Annotated in this window: 12 protein-coding genes; 1 reads left to right on the top strand and 11 read right to left on the bottom strand. The window is 62.1% G+C overall.

What is annotated here, in order from left to right; genetic code table 11:
• Position 1: 1 nt before the first annotated feature.
• From lpxD to dnaE, 10 genes are all read right to left on the bottom strand, one after another.
• Positions 2 to 1,015, bottom strand: coding sequence for a UDP-3-O-(3-hydroxymyristoyl)glucosamine N-acyltransferase (lpxD, locus tag DQG18_RS07330; protein WP_116653591.1), 1,014 nt, complete (start codon positions 1,013 to 1,015; stop codon positions 2 to 4).
• Between the two features lie 72 nt (positions 1,016 to 1,087).
• The gene (bamA, locus tag DQG18_RS07335; protein WP_157970050.1) at positions 1,088 to 3,214 is read right to left on the bottom strand and encodes an outer membrane protein assembly factor BamA; all 2,127 of its coding nucleotides are present in this window, start codon (positions 3,212 to 3,214) and stop codon (positions 1,088 to 1,090) included.
• Positions 3,215 to 3,402: 188 nt separating this feature from the next.
• Positions 3,403 to 4,515 carry an RIP metalloprotease RseP gene (gene rseP, locus DQG18_RS07340; RefSeq protein WP_116653593.1) on the bottom strand — a complete coding sequence of 371 codons (1,113 nt, stop codon included), beginning with the start codon at positions 4,513 to 4,515 and terminating at the stop codon, positions 3,403 to 3,405.
• 75 nt (positions 4,516 to 4,590) lie between these two features.
• Complete coding sequence (locus DQG18_RS07345; RefSeq protein WP_157970051.1) at positions 4,591 to 5,463, bottom strand: phosphatidate cytidylyltransferase; 873 nt, start codon at positions 5,461 to 5,463, stop codon at positions 4,591 to 4,593.
• On the bottom strand, positions 5,460 to 6,212 hold the full coding sequence (locus tag DQG18_RS07350; protein WP_116653595.1) for an undecaprenyl pyrophosphate synthase: 753 nt from the start codon (positions 6,210 to 6,212) through the stop codon (positions 5,460 to 5,462). The genes DQG18_RS07345 and DQG18_RS07350 overlap by 4 nt, the downstream gene beginning before the upstream one ends.
• A gap of 21 nt (positions 6,213 to 6,233) precedes the next feature.
• Positions 6,234 to 6,794 carry a ribosome recycling factor gene (gene frr, locus DQG18_RS07355; protein ID WP_116653596.1) on the bottom strand — a complete coding sequence of 187 codons (561 nt, stop codon included), beginning with the start codon at positions 6,792 to 6,794 and terminating at the stop codon, positions 6,234 to 6,236.
• A gap of 133 nt (positions 6,795 to 6,927) precedes the next feature.
• Entirely contained in the window at positions 6,928 to 7,641 is a 714-nt protein-coding gene (gene pyrH, locus DQG18_RS07360; RefSeq protein ID WP_116653784.1) for a UMP kinase, read from the bottom strand.
• A 53-nt stretch (positions 7,642 to 7,694) separates the two neighbouring features.
• Positions 7,695 to 8,621 carry a translation elongation factor Ts gene (gene tsf, locus DQG18_RS07365; RefSeq protein WP_116653785.1) on the bottom strand — a complete coding sequence of 309 codons (927 nt, stop codon included), beginning with the start codon at positions 8,619 to 8,621 and terminating at the stop codon, positions 7,695 to 7,697.
• A 94-nt stretch (positions 8,622 to 8,715) separates the two neighbouring features.
• Positions 8,716 to 9,537: a 30S ribosomal protein S2 gene (rpsB, locus tag DQG18_RS07370; protein WP_116653597.1), complete on the bottom strand. Its 822-nt coding sequence runs from the start codon at positions 9,535 to 9,537 to the stop codon at positions 8,716 to 8,718.
• A gap of 150 nt (positions 9,538 to 9,687) precedes the next feature.
• Complete coding sequence (gene dnaE / locus DQG18_RS07375) at positions 9,688 to 13,131, bottom strand: DNA polymerase III subunit alpha (RefSeq protein WP_116653598.1); 3,444 nt, start codon at positions 13,129 to 13,131, stop codon at positions 9,688 to 9,690.
• A gap of 429 nt (positions 13,132 to 13,560) precedes the next feature.
• Between dnaE and DQG18_RS07380 the strand changes: the two genes are divergently transcribed.
• Complete coding sequence (locus DQG18_RS07380) at positions 13,561 to 13,878, top strand: DUF4342 domain-containing protein (protein WP_245958396.1); 318 nt, start codon at positions 13,561 to 13,563, stop codon at positions 13,876 to 13,878.
• Between the two features lie 233 nt (positions 13,879 to 14,111).
• Here the strand turns inward: DQG18_RS07380 and ssb are convergent, their stop codons facing one another.
• The gene (gene ssb / locus DQG18_RS07385; protein ID WP_116653599.1) at positions 14,112 to 14,582 is read right to left on the bottom strand and encodes a single-stranded DNA-binding protein; all 471 of its coding nucleotides are present in this window, start codon (positions 14,580 to 14,582) and stop codon (positions 14,112 to 14,114) included.
• Positions 14,583 to 14,725: the final 143 nt, after the last annotated feature.

Genomic DNA, 14,725 nt, shown 5'->3' on the forward strand with positions numbered 1-14,725 from the left:
CTCACGTCTTGTCCCCTTTTGCCAGCCGCCGGATCGCGGCGATTTCACGCTTCCACACTCTGACATCCTGGGCCGGCGCGCCGCCAACCGTCGCACCGGGCGGGATATCGTGCGTCACACCGGCGCGCGCCAGCACAACCGAACCGGCGCCGATTGTCAGGTGCCCCCGCGCTCCCGAATTGGCCCCCATGACCACACCATCCTCGAGCACGGTCGAACCGGCCAAGCCGCTCATGCCGGAAATCACGCAGTTGCGGCCAATTCGGCAGTTATGACCCACCTGGACGAGATTGTCGATCTTGGAGCCTTCCCCGATCGTCGTGTCGCCCAGCGTGCCGCGATCGACCGTGCTGTTGGCGCCAATCTCCACGCGATCCTGTATGATCACGCGTCCCAACTGGGGGATTTTCTTGTGGCCCTCGCGGCCCATCTGGAAACCGAAACCCTCCGCGCCGATGGTGACGCCGGGCTGGAGCACCACTCCATTACCCAGATGCACGCATTCGACGACGGCGCCGGCGCCGATGACGCAATCGCGCCCGACCGTGACGCCGGCGCCAATGACGGCATTGGCGCCGATGACGGTGCCCGATCCGATTTCGCACCCGGCGCCGAGCACCGCTCCGGTCCCGATCAGCGCGCCCTCTTCGATTCTCGGTGCGGGACCTCCGGAGCGCGCACTATTGGCGGCGACGTTGAATGTATCGTTCGGATAAAGGACGTTTAGGATATCGATGAAGGCAGCGTAGGGGTCGTCGGCGACAAGCGGAATCGTACTTGCCGGAACCGCCTCGGCGAGTTGCGGGGAAACGATCACCGCAGCGGCGCGGGTCATCGACAGGCGTTTGCGGTAGGCTTCGCTCGCGGCAAAGGAAATACTGCCTTCCCCCGCATCCTCGAGTTCGCTTGCGCCGATGATCCGGCGGTCGGTATCCGGCGCGGTCAACCCGGCGCGCTCGCATAGTTGCGACAGCGCCAGCGGCCCTATGCAGTGATGAAAGCGCGTATCGATCATGAAACCCGGGTGAAAAAGAAACCGCGGAGCATCCTGCACCGCGGTTTCAGTAATGTCTATTGCCTCAGGCGCCTAGAACAGGGTCGACAGCGTCAACTGGAAGACCTGAGTCTTGTCATGGGCGTCCTTGTCGATCACGTGGGCGAAGTCGCCACGCAGCGGGCCCATCGGCGAATCCCAGATCAGCGATGCACCGACAGAGGATTTGAGGGGATTGGTCAGGCCCGTGGTCGCCTCACCCATATGAGCGGGCAAGCCGTCGATCCAACCAACGTCGCCCCAGACTGCGCCGCGAATACCCCAGGATTCGGGGAGCAACGGCAGCGGGAAATCGACCTCGGCCGAAAGGCCCGCATAGCTCAGGACGCCGAGCGGGTTGGTCCCGGCACGGGCACCCATGCCGCCATAAGAGAAGCCGCGCACGAGGTTGGGCCCGAGAAGGAAGGCTTCGGTGGGATGAATGCCCGAGGTACCGAGATCGGTGAGCGCTCCGGCAACGCCGCGGACGCTACCGACCACGTCCATTTCTTCCCAGATGGGATAGTAGGCGCGGGCGCGGGCTTCACTCTTGATGAAGTCATGGCTCAACCCGGCATATTCTTGCGAGAACATGAGGTGCACACCCTCGCGCGGGCTGCGCGGATTATCAAGCGTGCTGTAGGTGAGCGAATAACCGACCGTGAGTTTGTCCAGTGATGACCCGCCCGGAATATACGCCGGCGCAGGTGGTGCTTTTGCATCCGTGAAGGTCTTCTGCTCGAAACCGACATGGGTCTGGAACTCGAGATCGCGCATGACGGGCAGGCCGAAGCGCAGGCGTCCGCCGGTGGTCTCGATGCCATAAGTGAAGTTCGAGCCTTCATCGACAACCCGGCGATAGACATCGACGCCGGCGGACACCTTGAGCCCCATGAAGCGGGGTTCGGTGAACGAGAAGTCGAAGGTCTGGCCGGTCTCGGAACGTCCCAGCGCAAGGCGGAGATATTGGCCGCGGCCAAGGAAATTGCGCTCGGTGAGTGAAATTTCACCGAAAATTCCATCCTGAGACGAATAACCGCCACCGATGCCGTAGTCGCCTGTGCTCTGCTCGACGACCGCGACGTTGATGACGATCTTGTCCGGCGCGCTGCCGGGCGCCGCTGTCACCTGAACCGATTCAAAAAAGCCCAGCGCTTCAACCGCCGCCCGGCCACGGGTGACCATGGTGCGGTTGAAGGGATCGCCTTCGGCAAAATCGAACTCGCGGCGGATGACGAAATCGCGCGTGCGGGTGTTGCCCACGATATTGATCCGCTCGACATAGACCCGCGCACCCTCATCGACCAGATAGGTGACATTGAAGGTGCGGTTTGTGATGTCGCGATCCATCCGGGCGCGCACTTCGGCAAAGGCGAACCCCTGCTCGGTAGCGCGCACAGCCAGGTCTTCCGAGGAACGGTTGAGATCGCTCAGAGAATAACGCCCGCCCTGACCGGTGCGGATCGCGCCGCGCAGCGCGTCGGCATTGAGGCCGGAAATGGAGGTCTCGATCGCGATATTGCCAAAATCATAGCGCTCGCCTTCCTCAATGGTGAAATTGATGAAGTAGGCGTTGCGGGCCGCATCGAACTCGGCAACCGCCGAAAGCACGCGGGCATCGGGAAAGCCGCGATCGGCGTAATAGAGGCGGATCAGCTCGCGATCGACCGCCAGGCGGTCCTCGTCATAAAGGTCGTCTCGGGTCAGCCAGCTCAGGAAATGCGATTCCTTGGTCACAATGGCGTTCTTGAGCGCGCTGGCGCCGACCGAATTATTGCCCGTGAAGTTGATCGCGGCGACGCCGGCACGATCGCCTTCATTGATGACGAACACGACGCGCAGGCGGCCATCGCTCATCGTCTCGGTGCGCGTGGTGACCGACACGTTGAAATATCCAGCCTGATCGTAGGCCGCGCGGATGGTCTCGACATCTCCGGCGATGCCGGCCTGCGTATAAGCGCGGCGCGTCGCGAGATCGACCATGGTATTGAGCTGGGCGGTCGTGAAGCGACGATTCCCCTGGAAAGCAACCGAGCCGACAGCGGTGTTCTCGGCAACGGTAGTGACCGTTTGCGCCTGGGCGATTCCCGCCACCGGCACCCCGGGAATTGCGAGCGGCGCGACAGCAACCAGCGCCAGTGCGACAAGGATGCTGCGGAAAAGCTGGGCTGATCTGATCATGTTTATTCTTGCTTTGCCTTGTGGGTCTGTCCCCGGGAATCGCACACAGGCACGGATTCCCCCGATACTCCGAGGAGTTGTTTTACCTTTTTTTGCCGTCAGAGCAAGGTCAACGCCCTGTTCCGAAGCGGAAAAGATCGATGGGCATGTAATCATGCAACACCGCCAACCCCTTGAGGTCCCTGCCGCTAGACGAGATCGTTGACCAGCGTGAAGACCATCAGCGTACACACCAGCGCAAAGCCGATGCGGAAACCGATCTCCTGAATACGCTGGCTCAGGGGGCGGCCGCGGATGGCTTCGTAGATGTAGTACATCAGATGACCACCATCCAACATCGGCACTGGCAACAGGTTAATCAGGCCGATATTTAGCGATAAAAGTGCGGTTAGGTTAACCAATGCTAACAGGCCCAGCGTCGCCACCTCACCCGAAACCTGCGCCATGCCGACCGGCCCGGCGATCTGGTCGAGATCGCCACGCCCCACGAAGATGTCGGCGATGAAAGCGACTGTGCGGTCGACGATGAAGGCGATTTCCTCAAATGTCATCGAGACCGCCTCGAGTGGATCGGGGTGATAGAGGATGATATCGCCCTCCCCCACATCGCGGGAGACGCCGATGCGCCCGATCTTGAGCTCGCGCCCGAAGCGCGTGACGCTCGTTTCACTGTCGGGCACGACGTTGATGTCGACCTGCTCGCCGCTCCTCTCGACGACGACGCTGACCTGCCGGTCTGGCGCGGTTGCGACGAGCCGCTGGAAATCCTCAAAACCGCGCACCTTGAACCCGTCGACGGAAAGCACCCTGTCGCCCGCCTCGAATCCGGCAGCCGCAGCCGGGGAATCGGACATCACCCCGGAGATGACCGGATCGAGCGTCATCCGTCCGTAGCCCAGCAGCACGGCGTAGAGGATGAGGAAGGTGAAGATGACGTTGGCGGCGGGACCGGCCACGACGACCGCCATGCGCTGCCAGACATTTTTGTTGGCAAACAGCGTCGGGGCGGTTTGGGCGTCATATTTTTCGGCAAGATCGGGGTCGGGAACGCTCGCTGCGTTCATGTCGCCGGTGAACTTGACATAGCCCCCGAGGGGCACGGCGGAAATCCGCCAGCGGGTGCCGCGCCGGTCGGTCCAGCCGAAGAGTTCGGGGCCGAACCCGATCGAAAAGGCATCGACCGCGACGCCGTTCCAGCGCGCAACGAGATAGTGCCCCATTTCGTGGACGAAGACGATGACGGTCAGCACCGCCAGAAAGGGGACGATGTAGTTGAGATAGAATGGAAGGGACCCCATCATTGTCCTGTTCTCAATAGATGCCGCACAATCGTCATTGCGACGGCAATATGGTGCAATTGGGCCGGACGGCGGCTGCTACCAGAACAAAATGCCCTGGGGGACCGCGCCGAGGCCACGATTGGCCAACCCGATGAGCCACAAGACGATCGCGGCGACCGCCAGGCTGTCGATGCGGTCCATCAGCCCGCCATGGCCGGGAATGATATTGCCGCTGTCCTTGATGGCAAAGCGGCGCTTGACGGCGCTTTCACCCAGATCGCCCAATTGACCGGAAATCGAGACGACAACGCTTATGAGCAGCCCTATGGCGGCAGGCGATTGCGTATGGAGGCTCAAATCGGCCAGCCACCAGACGAGCATGCCCCCGAGCGTGCCCAGCGTCAGCCCGCCCGCCGCCCCCGACCATGTCTTCGAGGGCGAGACATCGGGGGACAATTTGGTGCCGCCTACCAGCCGGCCCACAAAATAGGCTCCCGTATCGGTCAGCCAGACGACGGTTGCAAGGAACACGCCCGACCAGATACCGGCGGCTGAACTGCCGCGAATGGCCATGAACGCTATGGCAACGGTGCTGAAAAAGACGACCCCGGCGATGCGCCAGTGCCGGTTGGGTGCCTTGACGAATATGGCGATGAAAACCGCGACGATGACCACGACCGCGCTGGCCCATGCCCCATTCATCGGATGGGCCAGCGCCACGATGGCGAAAAGCCCCATGAAAAGAGTACCCGGCCACCCCGATTCCCGCCCGGTGATCATCTTTTCCCATTCGCGATAGGCCCCGGCCATGACAAGGCCGATGAGCAGCGCAAAGGGTATCCAGCCCGCAACCAGGGCTATGACGGTCAATGGAATGAGCACGATGGCCGAAAGCAGGCGCGGGAGAAGATCCGGACCGAACGGCCAGAGCGACCGCTTGTTTTGTGATCTGCCTTGCGTGCCGCTCACGTCCCTATACCGCCAAACCTTCGATCCCGCTCGGTGAAGGCCCTGAGCGCCCGGACGAACACCGATTCGTCAAAATCGGGCCAGTTCTCCTCCACAAAGACCAGTTCGGCATAAGCTGACTGCCAAAGCAAGAAGTTAGAGAGGCGCATTTCGCCACTGGTGCGCACAATCAGGTCGGGATCGGGAAGCCCGACGGTGGAAAGGTGGGTGGCAAGGGTGTTCTGGTCGATGGCGGCGGGGTCGATTTCTCCCGCTGCCGCCTTGGCCGCGATCGCTTTTACGGCTGCGACGATCTCGGATTTGGCGCCGTAATTGAAGGCGATGATGAGGTTGAGCCCGGTATTTCCTGCAGTCTTGGCCTCAACATCCTCGATGACGGCGCGCAGGCCCGGATCGAGGCTCGCGCGGTCGCCGATGATGCGCACCTGGACGTTCTGGCGCATCAGCCGCGCCAGATCGGACGCAACGAAACGCCGCAAAAGGCCGAAAAGGAAATTGACCTCGTCGGGCGGGCGGCGCCAGTTCTCGGACGAAAAGGCAAAAAGCGTCAGGCACTCAACGCCATAGCTTATGCACAATTCGACCGTCCGCCGCACGGCCTCGACGCCGGCTCTATGCCCCTCGGCCCGCCCCAGCCCCCTGGCCTTCGCCCAACGGCCATTGCCATCCATGATGATCCCGATGTGACCGGGAATCTTGAGGCTGGACTTCTCGTTCGCGGCCGAAACGATTGCCGGGTTGACTGACATGGCGTCCCCTTGGCAGGCTGGTCAGACCTGCATGATTTCCTGTTCCTTGTGGGCTACCAGCGCATCGATTTCCGCGATTGCCTCGTCGGTTGCCTTCTGAACCTTGTCGGAATTGCCGCGCGACTCGTCCTGGCTCATTTCGCCATCCTTTTCGAGCTTGCGCAGCAATTCGATGCCGTCCCGGCGCACATGGCGCACCGCAACGCGGGCCTGCTCGGCATATTGATGGGCAACTTTGGACAATTCGCGGCGGCGCTCCTCGTTGAGTTCGGGGAGCGGTACGCGGATGACGGCGCCTTCCGACATCGGGTTGAGCCCGAGATGGGAATCGCGGATGGCCTTTTCGACCGCGGCAGCCATGGAACGGTCCCAGACCTGGACGGAAAGCATGCGCGACTCGGGGACCGAAACGGTCGCGACCTGATTGAGCGGGGTCGGCGAGCCATAGGCATCGACCATGATGGGATCGAGCAGGCTGGCGCTGGCGCGGCCGGTCCTCAAGCCTGAGAGGTCCGATTTCATCGATTCAATGGACTTCTTCATGCGCGAGCGCAGACTTTCGAGTGAGAACGCTTCGGACATGTGTTTCTCCCTTATTCTGCCAGCAGCCCTCACCGGGGTGCTGCAATGGACCATTGCATTAATCTATATGCCGGAATCAACCCAATAGCAGGAAAAACGCCGGTGGCGGCAAATCACGTTGCCGCAAGAGCGGTTACCCGACGCGCGTGCTCGGCGCGCTTCCGTCGAGCACGCCGGCCAGCCCTTCCCGTGCAGAGAGCGCATAGACGACGATCGGCAGACTGTTGTCGCGCGCCAATGCAAATGCGGCGGTATCCATCACGCGCAGATCGCGGGCGATGACCTCCTCGTGGGAAATCGTCTCGAACCGCTCGGCGGAGGGATCCTTGGCCGGGTCGGCCGAATAGACGCCGTCGACCTTGGTGCCCTTGAGCAGCACGTCGCACCGCAATTCGATCGCCTTGAGGGCCGCGGCGGTATCGGTGGTAAAGAACGGATTGCCGGTGCCACCCGCGCAGATGACGACGGCCCCGCCCTCGAGCGCGGCGATCGCGCCACGCTGGGTGAAGGTATCGGCGATCGAGGGCATGGTGACCGACGAAAAAACGTGGGACCTACCCCCTGCCCTGCGGATGGCATCACCAAGCGCCAGCGAATTGATGACGGTGCCCAGCATCCCCATATGGTCGCCGATGACCCTGTCGCCTCCTTTGGCCGCGACCGCCATGCCCCGGAAGATGTTGCCGCCCCCGATGACAATGGCCACCTGGACGCCCATGCGGGCCACATCGACGATCTGCCGGGCGACGTCATCGAGGAACCGGGGCTCGATTCCATATGACTGGTCTCCGGCGAGGGCTTCGCCGGAGACCTTTAAAAGCACGCGAGTGTAGTCAGGTTTGGACATGGACTGCCCCGCAAGAACGGCCAAGAACGAATCCGAGGAAAATCGGGTTTACGTTACTGGGAGCCGGCTGCGGCGGCAACCTCGGCGGCAAAGTCCGCCTCGTTCTTCTCGATGCCCTCACCAAGCGCATAGCGCACGAAACCGGTGACCTTGATCGGCGCGCCAGCGTCCTTTTCAGCGTTGGCAACGGCCTGGGCCACGGTGTTCTCGCCATCGATGACGAAGACCTGGGCCAGAAGGGTCACTTCCTCGTAATACTTGCGGATGCGGCCTTCGACCATCTTTTCGATGATGTTGTCGGGCTTGCCCGAGGCCTTGGCCTGTTCGGAGAACACCGCACGCTCACGCTCGACGGCGGCCGGATCGAGATCTTCAGCCGAGAGAGAAAGCGGATTGGTGGCGGCGATGTGCATGGCGATCTGCTTGCCGAGCGCCGTCAGCACGTCCTTGTTTCCGGTCGATTCCAGTCCCACCAGGATACCGATGCGGCCAAGGCCCTCGGCGACCGAAGAGTGCACATAGGTGCCCACGACGCCGTTGGCGACCTCGAGGATCGCGGTGCGGCGCAGGGTCATGTTCTCGCCGATCTTGGCGATGGCTTCGGTCAGTTCCTCGGAGACCGTGCGGCCGGAACCGGGATAGGCGGCGGCGCCGAGCGCTTCGACATCGCCATTGGTGCCGAGCGCGAGCTTTGCAGTGTTGGCGACGATCGACTGGAACTGCTCGTTGCGGGCCACGAAGTCGGTTTCCGAGTTGATCTCGACGATGGCGGCGCGGTTACCTTCGGCTGCGATGCCGACAAGGCCTTCGGCGGCCACGCGGTCGGCCTTCTTGGCGGCCTTGGCAAGACCGCGCGAGCGCAGCCAGTCAACGGCGGCCTCGATGTCGCCATTGGTTTCGGTAAGCGCCTTCTTACAGTCCATCATGCCTACGCCCGTCATATCGCGGAGCGTTTTTACGTCGGCAGCACTAATTGACATCTTGATTACCTCTTTATCGGCCACAAGGCCCGCGTATGGAACGCGGGACTTGTGGGGCCATATTCGTCAGTTGCGTCAACCCGGTGACGGGCTGTCAGGCCTGAGTGGCCTGCTCCTGGGCCACCTGATCCTGGGCAGCAGTTTCCTCGGCGGCGGGCTCTTCAGCCGCCAGCGCAGGCTCTTCGAGCACTTCGCTGGATGCGCCCAGATCGTGGCCCAGCGCCGACGAGGAGCGCGAAATGCCGTCGATGGCGGCACGCGAGACGAGCGAGAGATAAAGCTCGAGCGCACGAGCCGCGTCGTCATTACCCGGAATCGGGAAATCGACGACATCGGGATCGCAATTGGTATCGACGATGGCAACCACCGGGATGCCCAGACGGCGGGCTTCCTTGATCGCGTTGGCTTCCTTGTTCGTGTCGATCACGAACAGCAGGTTGGGCACGTTACCCATGTCCTTGATGCCGCCGAGGTCGCGCTCAAGACGCTCCTGCTCGCGGCTGCGCTGCAGGCGCTCGCGCTTGGTGAGACCCGAAGCGCCTTCCGCTTCGAGGGCCTCGAGTTCGCGCAGGCGCTGGATCGAGTGGGAAATCGTCTGCCAGTTGGTCAGCATGCCGCCGAGCCAGCGGGAGTTGACATAATATTGCGCGGACTGGCGGGCCGCCTCGGCGACGAGCGGCGCGGCCTGGCGCTTGGTGCCCACGAACAGCACGCGGCCACCCTCGGCCACGGTATCGGAAATGAGCTGGAGCGCGCGGTAAAGCGCAGGCACAGTCTGGCTCAGGTCGATGATGTGGATGTCGTTGCGGACGCCGAAGATGTAGCGTTCCATCTTGGGGTTCCAGCGGTGCTTCTGGTGGCCGAAGTGGACCCCGGCTTCAAGAAGCTGGCGCATGGAAAAATCGGGCAATGCCATTGGTGTATTCCTTTCCGGTTTTGCCTCTGCAAAGGACGTATGGACGGATTTCCGCCACCGGATCGGTTCCGTTAGGTCACGGAGCCAGCCTTTGCATGTGGATTTAACGTTGCGCGCTATACAGGAGCCGGGCCTCCGAGGCAAGCCTCGTCAGTTGAGCCGCACGTCCACGACCCCCGAAATCGCCTTGAGCCCGCCGGCGAGCTGGGGACTCAAACGGAACTGGCCGGGCAACTCGATCTCGTATTCCTGTTCGCCATGGTTGCGCACGAGAACGAGGCTGACCACCCCTTCCCCGCCGGGCTGCAACTGGCTGCGGATGGGGGCAAGGCAGGTTTCGTCGCCCGCAAAGATCGTCATGCGCTTGCCCAGCTTTTCAACCGAAGTATCGATGGCCTCGGCTTTCAGCAGCCGCACGCGCACTCCGTCGGGCCGTGCGTCGGCGCCGACCTCGATGACTACCGATTTCCCCGCTTCGAGCAGATGGCCATAGTCGGAAATCGTTTCGGAGAACGCCACGCATTCAAACGAACCGCTGGGGTCGGACAGCATCATGATGGTCATGGTCGAGCCCTTGCGGGTCCGGCGATCCTGCCGGGAAATAACCGTCCCCGCCAGACGCCCGGCCGCCGCACCGGCTTTCGCCGCCTTCTCGAACATCGCCCATTGCTGCACCCGAAGCTTTTCAAAAAGCTCGAAATAATCGTCGAGTGGGTGGGCCGAGAGATAAAAGCCGATGGCGGCGTGTTCGCGCGCGAGCCGTTCGGCAAGGCTCCAGGGCTCGATATTGCCGGGCACCTCGATCCTGTCGGGCTGGCTGGCCGCGAACATGTCGACGATCCCGTCGGCGCGCCCCGAGGTCTCGCGCTGCGCGGTGCTCACGATGGCATCGATGACGGCGATGACCTGCTCGCGGCGCTTGACGAGACTGTCGAATGCGCCGGCATTGATGAGCGTTTCGAGGGTGCGCTTGTTGATGATCCTGGGGTCGATGCGGCGGGCGAAATCCGAAAGGTCGGTGAAGGGCCCGTTCCCCCTCACCTCGACAATATGTTCGGCGACCTGCCGCCCCACGCCCTTGACGGCACAGAGCGAATAATGAATGCAGCCATCGCGGACCGAGAAATTGACCTCGGACCGGTTGATGCAGGGCGGGACGACCTCGATGCCCTTCTTTTCCGCCTCGCGCCGGAAATCGGCCAGCTTGTCGGTCTGGCCCATGTCGAGGGTCATCGAGGCGGCATAGAATTCGTGCGGATAGTGTGTCTTGAGCCAGGCCGTCTGGTAGGACACCCAGGCGTAAGCCGCCGCATGGCTCTTGTTGAAGCCGTAATTGGCGAACTTAGCCAGAAGATCGAAGATATTGTCGGCAAGAGACTGCTTGAGGCCGTTGGCCAGCGCGCCCTCGCGGAAGCGCTCGCGCTGCAGGTCCATTTCGGCCTTGATCTTCTTGCCCATGGCGCGCCGCAGCATGTCGGCTTCACCCAGCGAATAGCCCGAAAGCAACTGGGCGATCTGCATCACCTGTTCCTGATAGACGATGATCCCGTAGGTCTCGTCGAGCACCGAAGAGAGGGTCGGGTGTGGATACTCGACCTTTTCGCGACCGTGTTTGCGATGGATGAAGCTGGGAATATTGTCCATCGGGCCAGGCCGATAGAGCGCGTTCATGGCGATCAGGTCTTCGATGCGGTCGGGCTTCAACTCGACCAGCGCGCGACGCATGCCCGGACTTTCAAACTGGAAGATGCCGTAGGTATCGCCGTCCGCATAGAGCTTGTAGGTGGGCGCATCGTCGAGCGGGATGGCATCGATATCGAGTTCGATCCCCTTTTGCCTGATCATGTCGATCGCATAACGGATCGTGGTCAGGGTCTTGAGCCCCAGAAAATCGAACTTCACCAGCCCCGCCGGTTCGACCCATTTGAGATTGTACTGGGTGACCGGCATATCCGAGCGCGGGTCGCGATAAAGCGGCAACAATTCGTGCAGCGGCCGGTCGCCGATGACGATGCCGGCGGCGTGGGTGGAGGCGTGGCGATAGAGCCCCTCGAGCTTGCCCGCGATACGCAACAGTTCGGCGACGGTCTCGTCCTCGTCGCGCATCATCTGCAGGCGCGGCTCGTCGCTGATCGCCTGCGCCAGCGTCACCGGATTGGCCGGGTTGTTGGGCACGAGCTTGCAGATGCGATCGACCTGACCATAGGGCATCTGGAGCACGCGGCCCACGTCGCGCAGGGCGGCGCGGGGCTGCAGCGTTCCGAAGGTGATGATCTGGGCGACCTGATCGGCCCCGTATTTTTTCTGAACGTAGTCGATGACCTCCTCGCGGCGCTCCTGACAAAAGTCGATGTCGAAGTCGGGCATCGACACACGCTCGGGGTTGAGGAAGCGCTCGAACAGCAGATTGTAGCGCAGCGGATCGAGATCGGTGATGGTGAGCGCATAGGCGACGAGCGAGCCCGCGCCCGAACCGCGCCCCGGCCCGACTGGAATATCATGGGCTTTGGCCCATTTGATAAAGTCAGCAACGATAAGGAAGTAGCCAGGAAACTTCATGTCCCGGATGACTTTCAGCTCGAAGGCAAGGCGCGCGCGGTACTCGTCCTCGGTGGCGCCGGGCGCGATGCCGAAGGCCTCGATACGGCGCTCAAGACCTTCTTCGGCCTGCCGGGTCAACTCCTCAGCCTCGGCGGCGACCGCGTCGGCCTCGCTCTGGCCGGGCACGGCGGCGAAGCGGGGCAGGATGGGATCGAGGGTTTGCGGGCGATAGCTTACGCGCCGGGCGATCTCGATGGTGTTCTCGACCGCCTCGGGGAGATCGGAGAACAACGCGATCATCTCGGCGCGGGTCTTGAACCAGTGCTGATCCGAGAGCCGCCGCCGTTCGGTCTGGGCAACGACCGAGCCCGCCGCGATGGCCAGCAGCGCGTCGTGGGAATCGAAATCGGCCTGGATGGGGAAATAGGGCTCGTTGGTCGCGACCAGCGGCAGGCCGTGCCGGTAGGCAAGATCGATCAGGCGCGGTTCGACGGCGTTTTCGATGGGCCGGTCATGACGCTGGATTTCGATATAAAGCCGGTCACCAAACAGATCGTGGAGCTTGAGCAGACGCTTTTCCGCAACGGCATCGAGGCCCGCTCCAAGGAGCGGATCGATCGCCCCTTCCGGGCCGCCGGTGAGGCAGATCAGCCCCTCGGCGGCCCCCCCCAGCCAGTCGATGTGGGCGGCGGTCCTGCCGTCGCTGCCTTCGAGATAGGCGCGTGAAACGAGCGTCGAGAGGTTGGAGAACCCCTCCTCGGTCATCGCGATGAGGACGACGATGCCCTTGCCGAAACTGGCGCGCTCATTGGGCTTTTCCTCCTCGCCGCCGAAATCGATGGCCAATTCGCATCCGGTGATGGGCTGGATGCCCTTGCCCACGGCCTTCTCGGAAAATTCCAGCGCTCCGAACAGGTTATTGGTGTCCGCGATCCCCACGGCGGGCTGGCCGTCCTTTACCGCAAGGTCGAGGATCTTGCCGAGCGGCAGCGCGCCTTCGAGTAGCGAATAGGCGGAATGGACGTGCAGATGGATGAAGCCGGGACCGGACATATTGGCGATTCTCTCTGGGCGGGCCGCTGCTTTCCTTTTGCCACTCCCCGCCCCCAAGGCCAACCATGGGCGCGGCTTTTGCACAAGGGTCAGGCGATATAGGCCAGCATGTCCATGTAAGCGAGCATGACGCCGCCGAAAACGGTAAGCGAAACCAGAGCCATGAAGTCCTTCACAATGGTCAGCATGTTTGCCTCCTTTTGATAAAGTTCCATGTTTGTTCTTATAAGTTCGTTATTTGTTCCTGTCCAGATATAAATCCCGGCGGCGCCGGTTTGCCTAACGAAGAGTTAAGCGCGCGCCGGCTCAACCGGGATGGAAACGGGTTTGAAAAGAGGATCGGGAACGCCGCGGCCCTTGATTTCAGCCGCCGGGCACATCACCTCAAAAAAGACGAACCTGTTCATGCCCCGCGAAAGGAGCGCGATGATGAACGACGAGAACAAGGGCGGTCGGACCTTCACCGAGGAATTCGAGATCGCCGGGCACCAGTTGCTTGCGCACATCAAGGAGCTGATCGCCGAAGGCAATGTGCGTACGTTGCGCGTCAAGACCAAAAGCGGCGACAGCTTTCTCGAAATCCCCCTGACCACCGGTGCGATCGCCGGTAGCGTCGTGGTGCTCGCAGCCCCTTGGCTCGCGGCCATCGGCGCCATCGCGGCACTGGCAACGCGCGTCCGGGTCAAAATCGTGCGTAATGCCGATGACGCGGACGACCAACCGCCCGGACCCTCCGCCGAGCAGTGACCGGAAATTAAAAAGGCGGCTCGAAGAGTGTCTTTTTTGCGCCTATTTTCCAGAACGCGTCCTACGGCGGTGCGGGAAGATCGCCCTGGATTGCCGGAAATGAATCCCGGAATGACAATTGGTGTTTTGGCGCGATCTTTACCTATCTCCAATGTCGCGCCGGGACTTGGCCCCGGGGTCCAGTGCCGTGCAATCGCCGCACCTTGTGCGATTCTATCAAGCGCCGGCGCAGGTCAGAACGGAATATCGTCGTCCATGCCGCCGGACTCGAAGGCGGGGGCACTTTGGGGCCGCCCGCGGTTTTCGACCGGGCGTCCGCCGCCCTGATTGTAGCCGCCGCCATCCCCCTCGCCGCGCCCGTCGAGCATGGTGAGGGTCGAGTTGAAGCCCTGCAGAACGATCTCGGTGGTATATCTGTCCTGCCCGCTTTGGTCCTGCCATTTGCGGGTCTGGAGCTGACCCTCGAGATAAACCTTGGCGCCCTTCTTGAGATATTGCTCGACCACGCGCACCAGACCTTCGGAAAAGATCACGACGCGATGCCATTCGGTCCGCTCGCGCTGCTCACCGCTGTTGCGGTCGCGCCAGCGCTCGGATGTCGCGATGGAAAGCTGGGCGACCTTGCCGCCATTGTTCAGCGTCCGGATTTCCGGATCGGCCCCAAGATTGCCCACCAGAATGACCTTGTTGACGCTTCCCGACATAATCGACCTCTAAAATTTTCTTCGCGCCGGCACTATAGAGCCTAAACAAGCGCGCCGCGCCCCGCCCGTCGCGCTTATGCACAGTTTGCTCCGCACTTTTTGTTCTCAATATGTTCTTATGGGACAAATGTCAACAAACCCCG

It is taken from the genome of Pelagibacterium sediminicola, from assembly GCF_003390885.1.
GTDB classification, from domain to species: domain Bacteria; phylum Pseudomonadota; class Alphaproteobacteria; order Rhizobiales; family Devosiaceae; genus Pelagibacterium; species Pelagibacterium sediminicola.